This window comes from Streptomyces sp. NPDC055749, assembly GCF_053617235.1.
In genome coordinates this window covers 1-19504 of record NZ_JBSHFH010000074.1, presented here as the reverse complement: position 1 = coordinate 19504, position 19504 = coordinate 1, and the positions used below count along the sequence as shown (strand labels likewise).

The 19504-nt window shown below is 71.3% G+C and carries 17 protein-coding genes; 10 read left to right on the top strand and 7 right to left on the bottom strand.

Translation table 11 applies throughout. From position 1 onward, the window contains the following. Positions 1–4 precede the first annotated feature (4 nt). The 3 genes from ACWGO0_RS34375 to ACWGO0_RS34365 all read left to right on the top strand — a co-directional run bounded on the left by ACWGO0_RS34375 (position 5) and on the right by ACWGO0_RS34365 (position 3136). Positions 5–481: a PH domain-containing protein gene (locus tag ACWGO0_RS34375; RefSeq protein ID WP_453543906.1), complete on the top strand. Its 477-nt coding sequence runs from the start codon at positions 5–7 to the stop codon at positions 479–481. 205 nt (positions 482–686) lie between these two features. After that, positions 687–2036, top strand: a complete 1350-nt coding sequence (locus tag ACWGO0_RS34370; protein ID WP_453543904.1) for a hemolysin family protein — start codon at positions 687–689, stop codon at positions 2034–2036. Continuing rightward, positions 2033–3136, top strand: a complete 1104-nt coding sequence (locus ACWGO0_RS34365) for a hemolysin family protein (RefSeq protein WP_453543902.1) — start codon at positions 2033–2035, stop codon at positions 3134–3136. Before ACWGO0_RS34370 ends, ACWGO0_RS34365 begins: the two co-directional genes overlap by 4 nt. 66 nt (positions 3137–3202) lie before the next feature. On the opposite strand, the gene ACWGO0_RS34360 is transcribed toward ACWGO0_RS34365, so the two are convergent. Then, a complete protein-coding gene (locus ACWGO0_RS34360) occupies positions 3203–5110 on the bottom strand; it encodes an AAA family ATPase (RefSeq protein WP_453543900.1) in 1908 nt (635 codons plus the stop codon). A 359-nt stretch (positions 5111–5469) separates the two neighbouring features. Continuing rightward, positions 5470–6099, bottom strand: coding sequence for a uridine kinase family protein (locus ACWGO0_RS34355; RefSeq protein ID WP_453543898.1), 630 nt, complete (start codon positions 6097–6099; stop codon positions 5470–5472). 174 nt (positions 6100–6273) lie between these two features. Between ACWGO0_RS34355 and ACWGO0_RS34350 the strand changes: the two genes are divergently transcribed. Both ACWGO0_RS34350 and ACWGO0_RS34345 read left to right on the top strand, forming a co-directional pair. Continuing rightward, the gene (locus ACWGO0_RS34350; protein WP_453543896.1) at positions 6274–7635 is read left to right on the top strand and encodes a peptidase C39 family protein; all 1362 of its coding nucleotides are present in this window, start codon (positions 6274–6276) and stop codon (positions 7633–7635) included. A 288-nt stretch (positions 7636–7923) separates the two neighbouring features. Continuing rightward, entirely contained in the window at positions 7924–9096 is a 1173-nt protein-coding gene (locus tag ACWGO0_RS34345) for an acyl-CoA dehydrogenase family protein (protein WP_453543894.1), read from the top strand. Positions 9097–9585: 489 nt separating this feature from the next. On the opposite strand, the gene ACWGO0_RS34340 is transcribed toward ACWGO0_RS34345, so the two are convergent. Next, the gene (locus ACWGO0_RS34340; protein ID WP_453543892.1) at positions 9586–9984 is read right to left on the bottom strand and encodes a hypothetical protein; all 399 of its coding nucleotides are present in this window, start codon (positions 9982–9984) and stop codon (positions 9586–9588) included. A gap of 201 nt (positions 9985–10185) precedes the next feature. On the opposite strand from ACWGO0_RS34340, the gene ACWGO0_RS34335 reads away from it, so the two are divergent. The 4 genes from ACWGO0_RS34335 to fxsA all read left to right on the top strand — a co-directional run bounded on the left by ACWGO0_RS34335 (position 10186) and on the right by fxsA (position 14282). Then, positions 10186–10626, top strand: a complete 441-nt coding sequence (locus ACWGO0_RS34335) for an Lrp/AsnC family transcriptional regulator (RefSeq protein WP_382728599.1) — start codon at positions 10186–10188, stop codon at positions 10624–10626. 57 nt (positions 10627–10683) lie between these two features. Continuing rightward, the gene (locus ACWGO0_RS34330) at positions 10684–12324 is read left to right on the top strand and encodes an amidohydrolase (RefSeq protein WP_453543890.1); all 1641 of its coding nucleotides are present in this window, start codon (positions 10684–10686) and stop codon (positions 12322–12324) included. Between the two features lie 526 nt (positions 12325–12850). Beyond that, a complete protein-coding gene (locus ACWGO0_RS34325) occupies positions 12851–13618 on the top strand; it encodes a polyprenol monophosphomannose synthase (RefSeq protein WP_453543888.1) in 768 nt (255 codons plus the stop codon). 70 nt (positions 13619–13688) lie between these two features. Then, positions 13689–14282: an FxsA family membrane protein gene (fxsA, locus tag ACWGO0_RS34320; protein ID WP_453543886.1), complete on the top strand. Its 594-nt coding sequence runs from the start codon at positions 13689–13691 to the stop codon at positions 14280–14282. A 93-nt stretch (positions 14283–14375) separates the two neighbouring features. Here the strand turns inward: fxsA and ACWGO0_RS34315 are convergent, their stop codons facing one another. From ACWGO0_RS34315 to yczE, 4 genes are all read right to left on the bottom strand, one after another. Beyond that, the gene (locus tag ACWGO0_RS34315; protein ID WP_007262928.1) at positions 14376–14750 is read right to left on the bottom strand and encodes an RNA polymerase-binding protein RbpA; all 375 of its coding nucleotides are present in this window, start codon (positions 14748–14750) and stop codon (positions 14376–14378) included. A gap of 275 nt (positions 14751–15025) precedes the next feature. Next, entirely contained in the window at positions 15026–16390 is a 1365-nt protein-coding gene (locus ACWGO0_RS34310; protein WP_453543884.1) for an MFS transporter, read from the bottom strand. A 45-nt stretch (positions 16391–16435) separates the two neighbouring features. After that, positions 16436–17200 (bottom strand): glycerophosphodiester phosphodiesterase family protein, encoded by a 765-nt coding sequence (locus tag ACWGO0_RS34305; protein WP_453543882.1) that lies wholly within the window; start codon positions 17198–17200, stop codon positions 16436–16438. Continuing rightward, the gene (yczE, locus tag ACWGO0_RS34300) at positions 17197–17865 is read right to left on the bottom strand and encodes a membrane protein YczE (protein WP_453543880.1); all 669 of its coding nucleotides are present in this window, start codon (positions 17863–17865) and stop codon (positions 17197–17199) included. Before yczE ends, ACWGO0_RS34305 begins: the two co-directional genes overlap by 4 nt. Positions 17866–17968: 103 nt before the next feature. On the opposite strand from yczE, the gene ACWGO0_RS34295 reads away from it, so the two are divergent. After that, complete coding sequence (locus tag ACWGO0_RS34295) at positions 17969–19468, top strand: SCO1417 family MocR-like transcription factor (RefSeq protein ID WP_453543878.1); 1500 nt, start codon at positions 17969–17971, stop codon at positions 19466–19468. Positions 19469–19504: the final 36 nt, after the last annotated feature.

Genomic DNA, 19504 nt, shown 5'->3' with positions numbered 1-19504 from the left:
CCTGATGACCGCCCCCACGTCCCGGCCCGGACCTCCCGCCCTCCCGGTCACGTTCAGGCCCACCCTCACCCGAGTGGTCCTGCTGACCGTGGGGACGGCGATGTTCGTCGTCATCACCGTCGTCACCCTGGCGCTGGAGAAGCTGAGCCCGGCGGAGCAGACCAGCTTCATCTTCGTGGCCCTGCTCTTCTTCGGCGTCCTCGCCCTGCTCAGCAGGCCGAAGGTCGTCGCCGACGAGGCCGGGGTCACGGTCGTCAACCTCACCCGTACCCGCAGGCTGGCCTGGGCGGAGATCCTCCGCGTCAACCTGCGGGCCGGAGACCCCTGGGTCTTCCTCGACCTCAGCGACGGCACGAGCCTGCCCGCCCTCGGCATCCAGCCCGGACTCGCCAAGGAACAGGCCATCCGCGACGCCCGTGCGCTCCGCGCACTCGCCGAATTCCACGGTGCCGGAGCGGACGCCGGTACGGAGAACGGCTGAGCCCCCTGCCCCGTACGGCCCCTTCTTGACTACTCTTGAGGGCGGCGGCGCCCTGTGCGCCCCGCCCCGCACGAGAGGTCCACGAGGCCGGCGGGGCTTTCCTGCGACCCAAGGAGTGACTCCCTCCAGCAATGGACGGATCGTCCGGTAGTACCTGCGCCGCCCCAGCAGAGCCTGATTTCACGCTCTTCCCGGAGGCGGCGGTATGACCACCCCCCTGCTGCTGCTCGCTGCGGCATTCCTTCTCATCCTCGCCAACGGATTCTTCGTGGCAGCCGAGTTCGGGCTCGTCACGGTGGAGCGGCCTGACGCCGAGCGCGCCGCCGCCGAGGGCGACCGGCGGGCCCGTACCGTCGTCGCCGCCCTGCGCGAACTTTCCTTCCAGCTCTCCGGCACCCAGCTCGGCATCACCATCACCTCGCTGGTCGTCGGCATGCTCGCCGAACCGGCGCTCGCCCAGCTGCTCGCCGGACCGCTCACCGCCACCGGACTGCCCGCCGGGGCCGTCCCCGGGGTCGGCGTCGTGATCGGCATGCTCCTGGCTTCGGCCGTGCAGATGGTGATCGGCGAACTCGTACCGAAGAACTGGGCGGTCTCACGGCCGCTCCAGGTCGCCCGGTTCGTCGCCGGCCCCCAGCACCGCTTCGCCACGGTCTTCCGGCCGGTGATCACCGCGCTGAACACCGTCGCCAACCGGCTGGTCCGGCTCCTGGGCGTCGAGCCCACCGACGAACTGGCCTCCGCCCGCACCCCGGGCGAGCTGGTCTCGCTGGCCCAGCACTCGGCCGAGGCCGGCGCCCTGGAACAGGACACCGCCGACCTCTTCGTACGCACCCTGTCGCTCGCCGGACTCACGGCGCAGCACGTCATGACCCCCCGGGTGAGGGTCAGTGCCCTCCAGTCCTCGGCGACCGCCGCGGACGTCCTCAACCTCACCCGCGCCACCGGCCTCTCCCGCTTCCCGGTCTACCGGGAGCGCATCGACGAGGTCGTCGGCATGGTCCACCTCAAGGACGCCCTCGCGGTCCCCGCCCGGGACAGGCTGCGCACCCCGGCGGGCCGGATCGCCGTACCGCCGCTCCTGGTCCCGGAGACGCTCCCGGTGGAGCAGCTGCTCCATCGGCTCCGCAACGAGCAGCCGATCGCCGTGGTGGTCGACGAGTACGGCGGGACCGCCGGTGTCGTCACCCTGGAGGACATCATCGAGGAGCTCGTCGGCGAGGTCAGGGACGAGCACGACGCCATCGGCTCCGACCGGCCCGAACTCGTCCCCGCCGTCGCCGACGACGGACGTCCCGCCTGGGACGTCGAAGGCAGCTGCCGGATCCTCACCCTGCGCCGGATCGGCCTCGACGTGCCCGAAGGGCCGTACGAGACCGTGGCGGGCCTGATCGCGGACCTCCTGGGCCGCATCCCCGCCCCCGGCGACCGGGCCGAACTCCCCGGCTGGCGGATAGCCGTCCGCCAGGTCGGCCACTACCGGGCCGAACAGGTCCGCTTCGTGCGCCTGACCGACGAGGCGCTCTCCCACCGCCTGCTGGAGGCCGTGCGATGAGTCTCGTCCACCTGCTGTTCGCGGGGCTGCTCGTCCTCGCGAACGGTTTCTTCGTCGGCGCCGAGTTCGCGCTCGTCTCCGTACGGCGCAGTCAGGTCGAACCGCTCGCCGCCGCCGGATCGAGCCGGGCCAAGCAGGTCCTGTACGGACTGGAGAACCTGCCGCAGATGATGGCGGCGGCCCAGTTCGGCATCACCCTGTGCTCCCTCACCCTCGGAGCCGTCGCCGAACCGACCGTCGCCCACCTCCTGGAGCCGGTCTTCCACGCCACGCACGTACCCGAGGGCCTGATCCACCCCCTCGGATACGCGCTGGCCCTGGCCCTCGTGGTCTTCCTCCATCTCGTCATCGGCGAGATGGTCCCGAAGAATCTGGCGATGGCCGCCCCCGAGAAGACCGCACTGTGGTTCAGCCCCGGCCTCGTCGGCTTCGCCCGGCTCTGCCGTCCGGTCACCGTCGCCCTGGGCGTCTGCGCCCGGCTCGTACTGCGGCTCTTCAAGGTCGAGCCCAAGGACGAGGTCGAGGCGGTCTTCACCAGCGAGCAGCTCAACCGGCTCGTCGAGGACTCCGGGCAGGCCGGGCTCATCGAACCGGCCGCGCAGGAGCGTCTTGAGGACGCGCTGGAGATGGGCAGCAGGCCCGTCACCGACGTGCTGCTCGACCGGGCGTCCCTGGTGACGGTCGATCCCTCGGTCACTCCACGCCGCCTGGAGGAACTGACCGTACGTACCGGTTTCTCGCGCTTCCCGGTCTGCGCGGAGGGCGGCGGCCCGTTCATGGGCTACCTCCACGTCAAGGACGTACTGGACCTGGAGGACGACGAACGCGCGGTGCCGCAGCAGATCTGGCGCCCGATGGCGACGGTACGCGCGGAACTCCCGCTCGACGACGCCCTGACGGTGATGCGCCGCGCAGCGACGCACCTTGCCCAGGTGGCCGACGCCTCCGGCCGGGTACTCGGCCTGGTCGCGATGGAAGACGTACTGGAGATGCTGGTCGGCGAGGTCAGGGACCCGGCCCACCGGGTCTCGGTCCCACGCCGCACGGTGGAGGTACCGAAGCCCCAGAAGGATCAGCAGGCGATGGCCGGCCGCCCCTGATCCGGTGAACCTCGTTCGCCGGGCGGGCAGAATCAGCCCGTCCGGCGAACGAGACCATCAGCCCCGTTACACCGCGCCCGGCTCCTGCGGCCCCCGGTTCACCGGTCCGCGGCCGGACAGCACCTCGCCGTACGCCTGCATCAGGTCCGGCAGCCGCAAGGTGGCCAGATCGTCCCGGGTGGGCACCGCCGCGTACCCCGAAAGCCGCAGATCACGGTACGCGCAGCTCTTCTCGTACAGCGTGCGCAGGAACCGGCCGTTGCCCAGTTCGTCGATCCACCCCTGGTCCACGACGTGCCCGCTGATGCTGCGCAGCTCCTCCAGGGACTCCTCGTCCCAGGCGTCCCCGTTCTCCGTGGCCAGCACCCCGCCGATCGACGTCAGTTCCAGCGGCCGGTAGCTCGGGAAGTCGACGCGGCTCGTGAAGCGCGAGGAGAGTCCTGGGTTCGTGGCGAGCAGCCTGTCCATGCCCTCCGGGTACCCCGCGAGGATCACCACGAGATGGTCCCGGTTGTCCTCGGCGCGCTTGAGGAGGACCTGAAGGGCCTCGTCCCCGTACGCGTCACCCTTGCTGTAACCGGAGTTGGAGAGGCTGTACGCCTCGTCGACGAAGAGCACCCCGCCGAGTGCCGAATCGATCAGCTCGTTCGCCTTGACCGCCGTCTGGCCGAGGAACTCGCCCACCAGATCGGACCGTTGGGCCTCCACCAGATGGTCGCCGCCGAGCAGGCCCAGCGCGTAGAAGACGCGGCCCAGAATGCGGGCGACCGTCGTCTTGCCGGTGCCCGAAGGGCCCGAGAAGACGAAGTGCCGTTTCGGCGGCTGGACGGGCAGGCCTTGCTCGGCGCGCAGGCGGGCCATGTTCAGCTGGGCGGACAGGGCCTTGACCTGCCGCTTCACGGGTTCGAGGCCGACCATCCTTTCCAGCTCCGCCAGCGCCTCGGCGAGCAGCGCCGGGTCACTCGGCCCCGCCGGGAAGACCGGGGGGCCCGGCCGGCCGCCCACCGGCGACTTCTCCCGCACCCCGTCGGCCGGCGGCGGCGCGACGATCCCCGCCAGGCCCTGCGGTTCGCCGCCGAGCCACGGCTCCCGGCCGTCCACCAGATCGGTGCCCAGCAGCGCGTCGCCGTCGATCTGGGTCTCCGTGCCCAGACCGTCGGAGCCGAAGCCCGTCAGGGCCACGGAGGCCAGATCGGCCGAATCGTCGTACCCGTCGCCCTCGGAGATCGCCGCGAGCCGGGCCGAGGTGTCCATGAACGCCGGGTCCACCCTGTGCACCGCACGGTAGAGCGGCAGGGCCGCCGCGCTGCGGCCCGTGCCCTCGTGGGCCCTCGCCAGCCAGTAGCGCAGCTCCTTGCGCTGCGGCTGCTCGCTGCGGCAGCGCATCAGGGCGGCGGAGAGCAGCGGTTCGGCCTGCCCGTACATCTCCAGACGCACCCTGGCCATGCCCCCGAACAGCCCCGCCTCGATGCCGAGCAGCGGGTCCTCGACGAGCTGCTCGGTGTTGCGTACGAGCTGCTCCCAGTCCTTGACCAGATACGAGCGGCAGGCGTGCAGGAACCGCACCTGCGGGTCCGCGTCGACCGGCGGCAGTCCGGCCAGTGCCCGGTCCAGCTCCGGCACGTGGCGGCCGTCGAGCCAGTGGGAGGCGTGCGCGAGCAGCAGATCGCGCGGGCTCTCCAGCACGGGCTGCACCCACCAGCCCAGCCAGTACCAGGAGTTGAGCGTGCGGCGGTGACGGGCGCGCTGTTCGCCGAAGCGCTCGCGGTGCCGGTACATGCGCAGCAGAGCCGTGGTCGTGTCGACCCGCAGGGCATGGAGGCCGAGCCAGCCGTCCGCCATGCCGGGATCGAAGCGCACCGCGGTTCTGAACTCCTCCTCGGCCTGCGGGTACGCGCCCATCGTGTAGGCGTCCACGCCGCGCAGCCAGGCGAGGTCGGCGGGGGCCTGAGCGCCCTGCGTGCCGATGTCCATCAAGGTCCCCCACAAGCCGTGCCCCAGGATGTCCCGCCCGCACAGCATGCCCACCTGGGCACGCCGAATCACTGTGCCGGGGACGGGAATTGACCGCACCGCAGTGCATCGTACCCGCGAAGGCAGGGTGCGGCTAAGGGTGTGGCCGAGGGTGTAGCCGTGACCGTGGGTAAGCGAAAAGGTCCTGCTGGGGCGTGCGGGTGGGGTTGCGAGCGCAGAACGAAGCCCCCGATCACGGGGGAACAACCGGGGGCTTCGCGTCTGCGGGGGCTCCGAAAAGCCGCACATTGAGAACGTAAGACCTGTACGGCCCGTCGGTCAAGCCGAGTTGAGGCACTTCCGGGCCGATTTCCGACTGCTCAGTATGGCGGCGTCACGCCTTCACCGAGAGTGACGCATCGGCTCGCCCCTGTGGATGCGCGGGGTCCCTTCGACCACTCGTACCCCACTGGCAACTGCCGTATCAGGGCATCGGCGAAAGGCCGCGAGGGATCGTCGGCGAAATGCCGCTCCTCGGCGGCCGTCCAGCCGTCCCAGAACTCCCCGAGCGCGGGCCCGTCGCGGTGCCGGCCGCGTTCCCAGGACGGGCCGCTCGCCAACTCCATCCACAGCAGCCCCGCGAGCAGCGGCCGTACCTCCCGCCGCCCCGAGCCCACCCCCTCCAGCAGCACCAGCGGCGCGGGCTCCAGCGTCCGGGCGGGGCCGAAACGCCGCAGCGTCCAGTCGTACGGCGCGTAGCGCGCGGGCTCGCCGTGCGAGAGGGGGACGAGGACCTGCTCGCGCAGCCTGTCCGTCCAGGCGAAGAGCTCCTCGTGCGTCGCCAGGTCGTCCAGGTGCAGTACGGGCGCGTCGCCGAGCGCCACCGAGAGCCGGGCCGCGAAGGTGCTCTTGCCCGAACCGGCGTGCCCGTCGATCGCGAGCAGCCGCACCGGGCCGCAGGACGGGGGCAGGGCCCGCAGGCCGCGGGCGTGCTCAGCGAGGTCGTTCATCCGCCCAGCCTACGAGCACGGTCGAGGCAGCCGCAGGTCACGCCAGTGGACCAGACCAATATTGGTCCGGCGGCGCGAGCCGAATCTCTGGCCGAACGGTGCCGCGACCCGCAATAGTTGGCCCACTGATCGGCACCCGCAGCCCCATTCCGCTCACAATCGGGGGTCTCATCCATGACCAGACCGACTTCGCGCAGGACCGTGCTGACCGCCGCGCTGGCGGCAGCGGCAGGTGGTGGCGCGGTGGCATCCGCCGGCCCCGCGACGGCCGCGGTACCCGGCTCCGCCGCTCCCGCGGCGGCGGCCTCGCTGGTGGACAACCACTTCTGGAATTCGTACACCGACTGGCGCTGCGGCTCGGGAGCGGGCACCCGCGTGGTCGCGGGCCGCCGGCCCGGTCTTGTGATCTCCGCCCCCACCGGGCGCAGGGACTACACCGACCCGCACACCGGTACGACCAGCTCCTGGGAGTACGCCACGTGGACCTCACCGGTCCACCGCTCCGGTGTCCCGGCCACCGAGGTGATCGCCTCCTGGAACGCCGATGCCCCCGAGGGCACCTGGATCCAGATCGACATGCTCGGCAGCTACTCCGACGGCACCGACACCCCTTGGTACGTGATGGGCCGCTGGGCCGCGGGCGACGGCGACATCCGCCGTACCTCCGTCGACGACCAGGGCGACGGCAAGAGCTCCATCTGGACCGACACGTTCTCCGTGGACGACGCGGCGAGCGGGCTCCGTCTCCTCTCGTACCGGCTGCGGCTCACACTCCACCGGACACCGGGGACCGCCCTCACCCCCACGGTGTGGCGGCTCGGCGCGATGGCATCGGACGTCCCGGACCGTTTCACCGTCCCCGCCACCGCACCCGGGCTCGCCCGCGAGCTCCAGGTGCCGCGCTACTCGCAGAACGTGCACGTGGGGGAGTACCCCGAGTACGACAACGGGGGCGAGGCGTGGTGCAGCCCCACGTCCTCGCAGATGATCATCGAGTACTGGGGGCGCAGGCCCACGGCGGAGGATCTGGCCTGGGTCAGGCCGGAGATCGCCGATCCGCAGGTCTGCCACGCCGCCCGGTACACGTTCGACTACCAGTACGAAGGCTGCGGCAACTGGCCCTTCAACGCCGCGTACGCCGCCACGTACAAGGACATGAGCGCGGTGGTCACCCGGCTCGGCTCGCTCACGGACCTGGAGAAGCTGGTCGGTGCCGGTATCCCGGTCATAACGTCCCAGTCCTTCATCAAGGAGGAGCTGACCGGCGCCGGCTACGGGACCTCGGGCCATCTGATGACGGTGATCGGCTTCACCGCCGCCGGCGACGTGATCGCGAACGACCCGGCGTCGCCGTCCAACGAGGCGGTACGCCGCGTCTACCGGCGGCGCGAGTGGGAGAACATCTGGCTCCGCACCAAGCGCTACGACGCCACCGGCAAGGTCAGGGGAGGCACGGGAGGCGTCTGCTACGTCTACTTCCCCGCCGCTCCGACGGCGGCGCAGAGCCGGGTCCTGAAGGAGCTGGCCATTCTCTGACGGAACGGGTGGGGTGGCGAGTCCACCGGACTCACCGCCCCACCCCGCCCGGCCCAATGGCCCGGACCCTTTCAGGGACCGCCTCACGCGCCGGGCGCCCCGTGACGGAAGCGCTCCGATCGGGCATACTCAAGCCGCCACAGCCGCTGACCGGCGCCTCTTGTGATCCGAGAGGGCAGGATCGGTTGGGGAGTCACTTTCCGGGCGATGCCCGGGATCACCCGGCGGCGCCGCTCCTACCCCGCGCGTGCGACCGCCGCTACGCCCGACAGGGAGGAGAGCGCTGTCATGTCCGACCGTGCCCCGCAGCTGGTGGAACGCAGCCTGCCCACCGAGGAGTCCCGGCAGCTTGTCGCACTCGTCCGCGACATCGTGTCCAGGGAGATCGCGCCCCGCGCGGCCGAGGAGGAGGAAGCGGGCCTGTTCCCGCGCGAGGTCTTCACCCTGCTCTCCGAGTCCGGACTGCTCGGCCTGCCCTACGACTCCGAACACGGCGGCGGTGACCAGCCGTACGAGGTGTACCTCCAGGTCCTGGAAGAGCTCGCCGCCGCCCGGCTCACCGTCGGCCTCGGCGTCAGCGTCCACTCGCTGGCCTGCCACGCACTCGCCGGATACGGCACCAAGGAGCAGCAGGCCGCGCATCTTCCGGCGATGCTCTCCGGCGGCCTGCTGGGCGCCTACTGCCTCTCCGAGCCGGCGTCGGGCTCCGATGCCGCCTCGCTGCGTACGAAGGCCGTACGAGACGGCGATGACTGGGTCCTCACGGGTACGAAGGCGTGGATCACCCACGGCGGTATCGCCGACTTCTACACGGTGCTGGCGCGCACGGGCGTCGACGGCCCCCGCGGCATCACGGCCTTCCTCGTCCCGGGTGACGCCGAAGGGCTGAACGCGGCCCTCCCCGAGAAGAAGATGGGCATGAAGGGCTCGCCCACCGCCCAGCTGCACTTCGACGGCGTCAGGATTCCCGACGCCCGTCGCATCGGCGAGGAGGGGCAGGGCTTCGCCATCGCCCTGTCCGCGCTCGACTCCGGGCGGCTGGGGATCGCGGCCTGTGCCATCGGTGTGGCCCAGGCGGCCCTCACGGAGGCGGTCGAATACGCCACCGCGCGGCGCCAGTTCGGCCGTCCCATCGCCGACTTCCAGGGCCTGCGGTTCATGCTCGCCGACATGGCCACCCAGATCGAGGCCGGAAGGTCGCTCTACCTGGCGGCGGCCCGGCTGCGCGACGCCGGCCGGCCGTTCTCCCGGGAGGCGGCGATGGCGAAGCTGTTCTGCACGGACGCGGCGATGCGGGTGACCACGGACGCGGTCCAGGTGCTCGGCGGCTACGGCTACACGCTCGACTTCCCCGTCGAACGCCTGATGCGCGAGGCCAAGGTGCTCCAGATCGTCGAAGGCACCAATCAGATCCAGCGCATGGTCATCGCCCGTCACCTCGCGGGCCCCGAGACCCGCTGACGCGAACGGGGCGGTCCGACCACACGGGCGTCGTCATGATGCGGTTCCACTCGGTGTCGTGGCGGCCGGGCAGAGTCCGCCCCGTGCTCTCCCAATGGCGCAGCATCGCCCGGTAGATGGGCGGGTCTGCCGAGTGCGGCAGGCCAGGTCTGCCCATTCCTTGGGTCGTGGGCTGCGGCACGGGCTGGGGCGCCGGGCGCGGCTGCGCCTGCTGCCCTGGCTGCGGAACCGATTCTTCGGGGGTCGGAGCGACAAGGCGGCGTCGACCTGGGCCGGCCGTGGATTGCAGCATGGTCATGCAGGGCCAACGCCGGAAGCCGGGGACGGGTCACTGCCGGGCCTGTTCGAGCGCCAGTTCGTCAGGTGTACGGGCAGCTCCGGGCCGTCCCGCCTTGCTCTTCGCCGTGCCGGTCCGTGGCGGGACCGGCCGGTGAGCTGCTGTCGGCACCACGCCGGCCGAGCCGTCGTGGTGCGCGCGACCGTGGTACGTCAGGCGGCGTGACGCCGCTGCTGCGGGACCCGCAGGGGGCGCGAACCCACACCGCCCTTGTGCGAGAAGGGCTGCATCCGCCAGTCGAGACCCTGGGGGAGTGTCAGCAGTAGGGCCGTCTCCTGCTCCTGCGCGTCGAGCGTCTCGTCGGCAGGGCGCGCCTTGGCGGCGGAGCGGCCCGTACCCGCGCAGACCGTCAGACCGAACGGATTCCACGGGCTCGGGCACAGCGCGTGCTCCGGCAGGTGGTCCTCGTAAGCCAGCAGCGCGATCGGCTGTGCGCAGTCCGGGCAGATCACCCGGTACATCTCGAATGTGTCGTACGCGTCGAGCGCGCCGTCCTCGTCCGGATCAACGGGTTCCGGTTCGGTACGTCCGGTGAGCTTCAGGCTCTGCATGGGAATTCCCCCCTCGGGTGGGCCGACAAGGCGCCGTGGCCTCGGCCACAGCAAGCACTTCCCGTCACGCGTCGGCCGTAACCGCGAGGCCGTCCGCTACCCCTCCGTAAACCTGTGGCATTCGTCACATGCCCCCCGCAGGTGCCGTTCCGGGGCTCTGACGGCTGTGCCTGAAGGGGCCTGGGGCATAGGTTGATCCGCATGGAGGAGCTGGACCGTCAGATTGTGGAGTTGCTCGTCAAGGACGGGCGGATGAGCTACACCGACCTGGGCAAGGCCACGGGCCTGTCCACCTCGGCGGTTCATCAGCGTGTCCGCCGGCTGGAGCAGCGCGGGGTGATCCGCGGCTACGCCGCCGTCGTCGACCCCGAGGCCGTCGGCCTGCCCCTCACCGCGTTCATCTCGGTGAAACCGTTCGACCCCAGCGCACCCGACGACATCTCGGAGCGGCTGGCCGAGGTCCCGGAACTGGAGGCGTGCCACAGCGTCGCGGGCGACGAGAACTACATCCTCAAGGTGCGGGTGGCGACCCCCCTCGAACTGGAGCACCTGCTCACCCGCATCCGCACCCTCGCGGGCGTGTCCACCCGCACGACCGTCGTCCTCTCCACCCCGTACGAGGCGCGTCCCCCGCACATCTAGTACGGACCCAGGGGGGCCGCGGACCGCGGCGCTCCGGGCAGGCGCGAGACTGGTCCCATGACCGAGAGCACCGCCCCCCAGAGCGACCACCGCACCGTGCTGCTGCGCGGTGGAGACGTCCACAGCCCAGCCGACCCGTTCGCGACCGCGATGGTCGTCGAACGCGGGCACGTCGCCTGGGTGGGCTCCGAAGGGGCGGCCGACGCCTTCGCGAGCGGCGTGGACGAGGTGATCGACCTCGACGGAGCCCTGGTCACCCCCGCGTTCACCGACGCCCACGTCCACACGACGTCCACCGGCCTCGCGCTGACCGGACTCGACCTCTCCCGCGCCCGCGGCCTCAGCGACGCGCTCGGCCTCGTGCGCGCGTTCGTGAACACCCACCCCGGAGAGCGTGTCCTCCTCGGCCACGGCTGGGACGCCACGCGCTGGCCCGAGCAGCGCCCGCCCACGCGCAGAGAGCTCGACGCGGCGGCCGGCGGCAGGCCCGTCTACCTGCCCCGGATCGATGTGCACTCCGCGGTCGTCACGACCGCCCTCCTGGACCTGGTCCCCGGCGTCACGGAGCTCGCCGGCTACCACCCCGACGCCCCGCTCACCGGCGCCGCCCACCACGCCGTGCGCTCCGCCGCGCACGGCGCCCTGTCGCCCCGTCAGCGGACGGGGGCCCAGCGCGCCGCCCTGCGGCACGCCGCCTCGCTCGGCATCGGCACGGTCCACGAGTGCGCGGGACCCGACATCTCCGACGAGGACGACTTCACCGGCCTGCTCGCGCTCGCCGCCGAGGAGCCGGGACCGAGGGTGCACGGCTACTGGGCCGAGCGCATCAGCGACGAGAAGGGCGCCCGCCGCATCCGCGAACTCGGCGCGATCGGGGCGGCGGGCGACCTCTTCGTCGACGGATCGCTCGGCTCCCACACCGCCTGCCTCCACGAGCCGTACGCAGACGCCCCGCACACCGGCACCTCGCACCTGGACGCGGCCGAGATCGCCGCCCATGTCACGGCCTGCACCGAGGCAGGTCTCCAGGCCGGTTTCCACGCCATCGGCGACGCGGCCGTCGCCGCGGTCGTCGCGGGCGTACGGGCGGCGTCCCAGGCCCTCGGGCTCGCCCGCGTCCGCGCCGCACGGCACCGCGTCGAACACGCCGAGATGCTCACCCCGGAGACCATCGCCGCCTTCGCCGAGCTGGGCCTGACCGCGTCCGTCCAGCCCGCGTTCGACGCCGCCTGGGGCGGCGAGGACGGCATGTACGCCCAGCGCCTGGGCGTCGAGCGGGCCAGGACCCTGAACCCGTACGCGGCGCTCCTGCGCACCGGCGTGCCCCTCGCCTTCGGCTCGGACAGCCCGGTCACCCCGCTCGACCCGTGGGGCACCGTGCGGGCCGCGGCGTTCCACCGGACACCCGAGCACCGGATCTCCGTACGCGCCGGATTCACGGCCCACACCCGCGGCGGCTGGCGCGCCGTCGGCCGCGACGACGCCGGCGTTCTGGTGCCGGGCGCCCCTGCCGACTACGCGATCTGGCGTACGTCAGAACTGGTTGTCCAGGCCCCCGACGACCGGGTCGCCCGCTGGTCGACCGACCCCCGGTCCGGTACCCCCGGCCTGCCCGATCTCACTCCCGGCGCCGAACTTCCGGTCTGTCTGCGCACCGTTGTGTTCGGACAAAGTGTCTACGTACGGCCGAACGAGTGACGTGCGGACATTTCGTACCGCCGACCGATGGTGCACCCACTCTGCCGCGACCTGCGGATCTTCGTCACTGACCAGGCGGTTTAGTTGAAAGTCGCAGGTCAAGGGTCTATTGACAGAACGCGCCCACCGGCCGGTAGGTTCGGCGAGTCCACCACAGGACGTCCGACCGGTTAAACGTCCACGCAGTCGTCGAACGCCGCTGGGTCATGGGGTGGTGTGCCGCACCGGCGCACCACCACTGACAGCCAGGTTCAGCGCCCGCGCCTCGGGGGCGAGGGAAGGTTTCAGCCGGACGGAGGGTGCGACCCGGGTGGGGCCCGGACGTTCAGTAGACAACGGCTTTCGGTCGACCCGCAGCCAGCGGGTCCCAGGTCGGCCCGAAGGACGCCGGGCCCCGATCCGCAGTTCTGTCCGTAGTTCCGTGCTTCTGTCCACCCGGCTTCGCGACCCCCCTCGACCGCGTCGGCGTCCCACGCCTGGGCGCTGGATATGGTGGACACCTGCGTACGGACTTTAAGGGGCAGTTGTGAACGACGGCGGTCAGCGGCAGTACGGCCCGCTCGGCAGAGTCCTGGTGATCATTCCGACCTACAACGAGGCCGAGAACATCGGTCTGATCGTTGGCCGGGTGCGCGCCGCCGTTCCGGACGCCGACATCCTGGTCGCCGACGACAACAGCCCCGACGGCACCGGCAAGGTCGCCGACGAGCTCGCGGTGGGCGACGACAACGTCCACGTCCTGCACCGCAAGGGCAAGGAAGGGCTCGGCGCCGCCTACCTGGCCGGCTTCCGCTGGGGCACCGAGAACGGCTACGGCGTCCTGGTCGAGATGGACGCCGACGGCTCGCACCAGCCCGAGGAACTGCCCCGGCTGCTCACCGCCCTGAAGGGGGCCGACCTGGTCCTCGGTTCGCGCTGGGTCCCGGGCGGGCGGGTCGTCAACTGGCCCAAGCACCGCGAGGTGATCTCACGCGGCGGCAGCCTCTACTCCCGGATGCTGCTCGGACTCTCGGTACGGGACGTCACCGGCGGCTACCGCGCCTTCCGTACGGAGACCCTGGCCGGCCTGGGACTCGACGAGGTCGCCTCGCAGGGCTACTGCTTCCAGGTCGACCTGGCGAGACGTTCCGTCGAGGCGGGCTATCACGTCGTCGAGGTCCCGATCACCTTCATGGAACGCGAGATCGGCGACTCCAAGATGAGCCGCGACATCCTCGTCGAGGCGCTGTGGCGGGTCACCGGCTGGGGCATCACCAGCCGGGCGAACAAGGTGCTGGGCCGCAAGTCCCTCTGAGTCCGCACCCGGCGAGGCTCATGATCACCCTCTTACGCCGTTTGCACGCCTGTACGGGCACACTGGGGGCATGACGACCGGCACACCGCCCCCGAAACGTCCACAGCGCTCACGCGCCCGCAGATTCCTGCCCCTGGCTCTCGCCGCCTGGGTGGTCCTGGAGATCTGGCTGCTGACCGTGGTCGCGGAGGCGACGAGCGGCTTCGTCGTCCTGCTGATCCTGGTGGCCGGTGCCGTGCTCGGCGCCGTGGTGATGAAGAGCGCCGGACGCCGGGCCTTCCGCAACCTCTCCGAGACGCTCCAGCAGATGCCGGGCGGCCCTGGCGGCGCCTCCGCCGCCCCGCCCGCCCCCGCGGCCGGCCGCAAGGGCAACGGCTTCCTGATGCTCGGCGGCCTGCTCCTGATGATCCCGGGCCTGATCTCGGACGCTGCGGGCCTCCTCCTGCTGGTGCCGCCGGTCCGCACCGCGCTCGGGCGTTACGCGGAGCGGTCCCTCGAGAGCCGGATGCGGGCCGCTTCACCCGGCAGCCTCTCGGACGCCTTCCAGCAGGCTCGCATGCACCGGCCGGACGGAAAGGTCGTCCAGGGCGAGGTCATCCGCGAGGACGGCACCCAGGCGCGTCCCCGCCCCGACGAGGGTCCCCGGCCGCCGCTGACTCCCTGACACCCTCAGTGCGGAGAGACAAAGAGCCGCGGGCCGGGACACATTTTCTGTGTCCCGGCCCGCGGCTCTTCGAATCTGTGCGGCAGTACGCGGTCAGGCAGACTTCCTGCTGTCCCGCGGGTGCACGGCAATGTTCATGGCGCCGGAGCGCAGAACCGCCAGCCTCTCGGCCAGCACCTCTTCAAGCTCCTCGCGGGTGCGCCGCTCCATGAGCATGTCCCAGTGCGTACGCGCAGGCTTGCCCTTCTTCTCCTCGGGGCCATCCCCGTCCACCAGGAGTGCCATGGCGCCGCACGCCTTGCACTCCCACTCCGGCGGAATTTCCGCCTCTACCGAGAACGGCATCTCAAATCGATGTCCGTTCTGGCATGCGTACTCCACCGCCTGGCGCGGGGCCAGATCGATGCCGCGGTCCGTCTCGTAGCTGGTAACCACGAGTCGCGTGCCGCGGAGAGCTCGCTCACTCATGAATCGTGCCTCCCGGGCTTGTCGCCCACAGGACATGTGTCGCTGTCGTCGTCATCCGGTCAACGTCCGGTCGGCGGCAAAGATTCCCGTTGCCGGTCTGCGTCGCCCGTCGTGCCCGCTGCTTGTTATGGGTGTCCAGGGATTCAGGTACCCACCAATGCCCGGTTTGTCACATCTGGCAGAAGTTGTCACTCAACGGTTTGGCTTCTTCCGCTCGCAGTAACGGTCCTCCGGGCAGGCCAAAGGCGTACACTACCGGCCTTTCACTTCAACGTCTAAATCCGGGCCGGAACAGGGTTGCCCGCCGCCGCCACGGCCGCCCGCACCGGCACCCGGGCCAGCAGTACCGTACCGAGCGCGAAGAAGATCAACAGCGAGAGCAGCGCATCCCGATAACTGCCGGTCAGCTGGTACGCGAGGCCGAACACCAATGGCCCCAGCCAGCTCAGTCCCCTGTCGCTCATCTCGTACGCGGAGAAGTACTCGGCCTCCTTGCCGCGCGGTACGAGGTGGGAGAAGAGCGAACGCGACAGGGCCTGGCTGCCGCCGAGCACCAGGCCGATCGCCGCAGCCAGGGAGTAGAAGAAGACCGGTTCACCCGCCGGAAGCACGTACGCGGCGAGGAGGATCAGCGTCCAGACGACCAGCGAGACGAGGATCGTGCGCTTCGCGCCGTACGTCCGGGCGAGTCGGCCCATCCCCAGGGCGCCCGCCACCGCGAGCACCTGAACCAGGAGCACCGCCGTGATCAGCGTGGTCTGGTCGAGGCCGAGCTCCTCGGAGCCGTACAGCGAAGCCTGCGAGATCACCGTCTGGATTCCGTCGTTGTAGACCAGGTAGGCCAGCAGGAACGACAGGGTCAGCGGGTGCCGGCGCATATCGCGAAGGGTCGCCATCAACTGCTTCCAGCCGGACCCGACCGCGCCCCGGCCGTCGGGCGGCACGCTCCGGTCGCGCAGCCGCCGCAGGGGTACGACGGTGAAGGCGCCCCACCAGACACCGGCGGACGCGAGGCAGATCCGTACCGCCTCGGACTCGGAGAGCCCGAAGGAATCGTGCCCGGTGTAGAGGACCAGATTCAGTACGAGGACGAGCGCGCCCGAGGTGTATCCGAAGGCCCAGCCCCGGGAGGAGACCGCGTCGCGTTCGTCGGGCTCCGCGATCTGGGGGAGGTAGGAGTTGTACAGGACCATCGACACGGAGATCGACGCGTTGGCCACGATCAGGAGGAACGCGCCCAGTAGATAGCGGTCGCCGTCCAGGAAGAACATGCCGGTCGTGGCCGCCGCACCCGTGTACGCCGCGACGGCCAGCAGGGGCTTCTTGCGTCCCGTACGGTCCGCGGCGGCGCCCGCCAGCGGCATCACCAGGACGGCCACGACCACGGAGACCGACACGGCGTACGCGAACAGCGAGCCGGCCCGTACGGGGATGCCCAGCGGGTGCACGAAGCCCTCGGCATCGGACGCGGCCTTGGCGACCGAGGTCAGATAGGGGCCGAGGAACACGGTGAGGACGCTCGTCGAGTAGACGGAGCAGGCGAAGTCGTAGAAGTACCAGCCGCGTTGTTCGCGGCGGCGGTCGTCGGCCCCGGAGGGCCGTTCCGCCGGATCGGCCGTTCCCGCGCTACCGGTGCTCACACCGCGCCCCCTCGCTCGTCCCCGTGCAGACGCGGACGGCCGGCGTCAGGCCCAGGCCCCCCGCTCGCTCAGCACCGTGCGCAGCGTCTCGATGTGATCGGTCATGATGCCATCCACCCCGAGGTCGAGGAGCGCCGCCATCCGTTCCGGGTCGTTGACCGTCCAGACGTGCACCTGGAGTCCCCGGGCGTGCGCCGTGCGGACGAAACCGCGGTCCACCACCCGGATGCCGTTCTGGCTCTCCGGGACCTGCGCGCACACGGCGCCCGCCCGGAGCGCCGCCGGAATCCCGTACGAACGCAGCCTCAGGCCCAGGACGCCCCGTACGCCGTACGAGGTCGCCAGGCGAGGGCCCGCCAGGCGGTGCGCACGCGCCACCCGGGCCTCCGAGAAGGAGCCGACGCACACCCGGTCCCAGGCGTCGGTCCTGCGGATGAGCTCGATGAGGGGGACGAGGGCGGGCTCCGCCTTGATGTCGACGTTCCACCGGGCGTGCGGGAACTCCTCCAGCAGCTCCTCGAAGAGCGGCAGGGGCTCGCGGCCCGCCACGCGTGCCCGGCGGACCTCGCTCCAGGGCAGCTCGGATATCCGGCCCCTGGCATCCGTCACCCGGTCGAGCGTCGTGTCGTGGAAGGCCACGAGACGGCCGTCCGACGTGGTGTGGACATCGGTCTCGAAGTACCGGTAGCCCGCGTCCGCGGCCCGGCGGAAGGCGGCCGCGGTGTTCTCCATGCCGTCCGCCGCTCCACCGCGGTGCGCGAACGGAATCGTGGAGGGATGGTCCAGGTAGGGGTGGCGTCCATGAGTCACTGCGGCAGTATCGCCTCCCCGGGTGTCGGCGCGGCGACCTCCGTGGTGACGTCGGCGGGCTCGGGGACGGCGAACACGCGCAGGAAGAACTGGGCGAGCGGGCCGATCGCCAGGGCGTACAGGACCGTGCCGATGCCCAGCGAGCCGCCGAGCAGGAATCCGGTCACCACGACGGCCACCTCGATCGCCGTGCGGACCAGCCGGATGGATCGCCCGGTGACCCGGTTGAGGCCGGTCATCAGCCCGTCGCGCGGGCCGGGCCCGAACCGGGCGGTGATGTAGAGCCCCGTCGCCACACCGTTGAGCACGATGCCGGCGGCCATCGCCGGGATCTGCGCGCCGAGTCCGTGGAACTCCGGTACGAGGGCGAGTGTGCCGTCCATCGCGAGTCCGACGACGAAGACATTGGAGACGGTGCCTAGCCCCGGACGCTGCCGCAGCGGAATCCACAGCAGCAGGACGATCGCGCCGACGATGATCGAGACGACACCGATGGAGATACCGGTCAGCTCGGTGAGGCCCTGGTGCAGGACGCCCCACGGTTCGAGGCCCAGTTCGGCACGGACCAGGAGCGCCGCACTCGCCCCGTACAGGGCCAGACCCACGTACAGCTGGATCAGCCGCCGGGTCACGTGGGTCCGGCGCCGGCCGGTGGTATCGGACAAGAGAGTGCCCCCTGGTGTGGTGATAGTGGACTGCTACGTGTCACTCTGTGGCGGGGGATTGGCTGCCAACTATGGCCAATCCGAGGAAGGTGGACTGATTTCCATGGCGCAGTGGACTTCAACGGTCAGTGCGGCGCAGCTCGCCCGGCAGCTTCAGGCTCAGCAGGCCCGGCCCGCCGGGCCCGGCAGCCGCAAGCAGCCCGCCTACCGTGCGCTCGCCGACGGGGTACGGCTGCTCGTCCTCGAAGGCCGGGTCCCGGTGGCCGCGCGCCTGCCCGCGGAACGGGAGCTGGCGCTCGCCCTGACCGTCAGCCGCACGACCGTCGCAGCCGCCTACGAGGCGCTGCGCGTCGAGGGCTTCCTGGAGTCCCGCCGCGGCGCCGGCAGCTGGACGGCGGTGCCCGCGGGCAATCCGCTGCCCGCACGTGGTCTCGAACCGCTGCCCCCCGAGTCGCTCGGCTCGATGATCGACCTGGGCTGCGCCTCGCTGCCCGCGCCCGAACCCTGGCTGACCCGCGCGGTGCAGGGCGCCCTTGAGGAACTGCCGCCCTACGCGCACACCCATGGCGACTACCCGGCGGGGCTGCCGGCTCTGCGGCAGATGATCGCCGCCCGCTACACCGAACGCGGCATCGCGACGATGCCCGAGCAGATCATGGTCACCACCGGGGCGATGGGCGCCATCGACGCGATCTGTCACCTCTTCGCGGGGCGCGGCGAACGGATCGCGGTCGAGTCGCCCTCGTACGCCAACATCCTCCAGCTGATGCGGGAGGCCGGTGCCCGGCTGGTGCCGGTCGCGATGGAGGAGGGGCTCGGCGGCTGGGACATGAACCGCTGGCGCCAGGTCCTGCGCGACTCCGCGCCCCGCCTCGCGTACGTGGTCGCCGACTTCCACAACCCGACCGGGGCGCTCGCCGACGAGCAGCAGCGGCGCGAACTCGTCGACGCGGCACGCTCGGCGGGTACGGTCCTCGTCGTCGACGAGACCATGAACGAGCTCTACCTGGACGACGATGTCGAGATGCCGCGCAGGGTCTGCGCCTTCGACCCGGCGGGCAGCACCGTCCTGACCGTCGGCTCCGCGAGCAAGGCGTTCTGGGCCGGGATGCGGATCGGCTGGGTACGCGCGGCCCCGGACGTGATCCGCAGTCTGGTGGCGGCCCGCGCCTACGCCGACATGGGCACGCCGGTGCTGGAGCAGCTCGCCATCAACTGGCTGATGCGGACGGGCGGCTGGGAGCAGGCGGTGGAGGTCCGGCGCGCTCAGGCGCGGGAGAACAGGGACGACCTCGTACGGGCGCTGCGCCGCGAGCTGCCGGAGTGGGAGTTCGGGGTGCCGCGCGGCGGGCTCACCCTGTGGGTGCGTACGGGCGGACTCTCCGGTTCACGGCTGGCGGTGGCGGGCGAGCGGGTGGGAGTGCGTGTGCCGTCCGGCCCCCGGTTCGGGGTCGACGGGGCCTTCGAGGGCTATGTGCGACTGCCGTTCACCGTGGGTGGCCGGGTGGCGGACGAGGCGGCGCTGCGGCTCGCCGCAGCCGCGGAGCTCGTGCGCTCGGGCGCGAGCTCGGGGGCCGAGGCGCCGAGGACGTTCGTGGCCTGACACGCGGGAACGGCGGTGGGCGGTGGCGGACTTACG

Bases quoted from the DNA above. Each gene is read 5' to 3' on its own strand.
- ACWGO0_RS34375 (WP_453543906.1), top strand. From the start codon at position 5: ATGACCGCCCCCACGTCCCGGCCCGGACCTCCCGCCCTCCCGGTCACG.
- ACWGO0_RS34370 (WP_453543904.1), top strand. From the start codon at position 687: ATGACCACCCCCCTGCTGCTGCTCGCTGCGGCATTCCTTCTCATCCTC.
- ACWGO0_RS34365 (WP_453543902.1), top strand. From the start codon at position 2,033: ATGAGTCTCGTCCACCTGCTGTTCGCGGGGCTGCTCGTCCTCGCGAAC.
- ACWGO0_RS34360 (WP_453543900.1), bottom strand. From the start codon at position 5,110: ATGGACATCGGCACGCAGGGCGCTCAGGCCCCCGCCGACCTCGCCTGG.
- ACWGO0_RS34355 (WP_453543898.1), bottom strand. From the start codon at position 6,099: ATGAACGACCTCGCTGAGCACGCCCGCGGCCTGCGGGCCCTGCCCCCG.
- ACWGO0_RS34350 (WP_453543896.1), top strand. From the start codon at position 6,274: ATGACCAGACCGACTTCGCGCAGGACCGTGCTGACCGCCGCGCTGGCG.
- ACWGO0_RS34345 (WP_453543894.1), top strand. From the start codon at position 7,924: ATGTCCGACCGTGCCCCGCAGCTGGTGGAACGCAGCCTGCCCACCGAG.
- ACWGO0_RS34340 (WP_453543892.1), bottom strand. From the start codon at position 9,984: ATGCAGAGCCTGAAGCTCACCGGACGTACCGAACCGGAACCCGTTGAT.
- ACWGO0_RS34335 (WP_382728599.1), top strand. From the start codon at position 10,186: ATGGAGGAGCTGGACCGTCAGATTGTGGAGTTGCTCGTCAAGGACGGG.
- ACWGO0_RS34330 (WP_453543890.1), top strand. From the start codon at position 10,684: ATGACCGAGAGCACCGCCCCCCAGAGCGACCACCGCACCGTGCTGCTG.
- fxsA (WP_453543886.1), top strand. From the start codon at position 13,689: ATGACGACCGGCACACCGCCCCCGAAACGTCCACAGCGCTCACGCGCC.
- ACWGO0_RS34315 (WP_007262928.1), bottom strand. From the start codon at position 14,750: ATGAGTGAGCGAGCTCTCCGCGGCACGCGACTCGTGGTTACCAGCTAC.
- ACWGO0_RS34295 (WP_453543878.1), top strand. From the start codon at position 17,969: ATGGCGCAGTGGACTTCAACGGTCAGTGCGGCGCAGCTCGCCCGGCAG.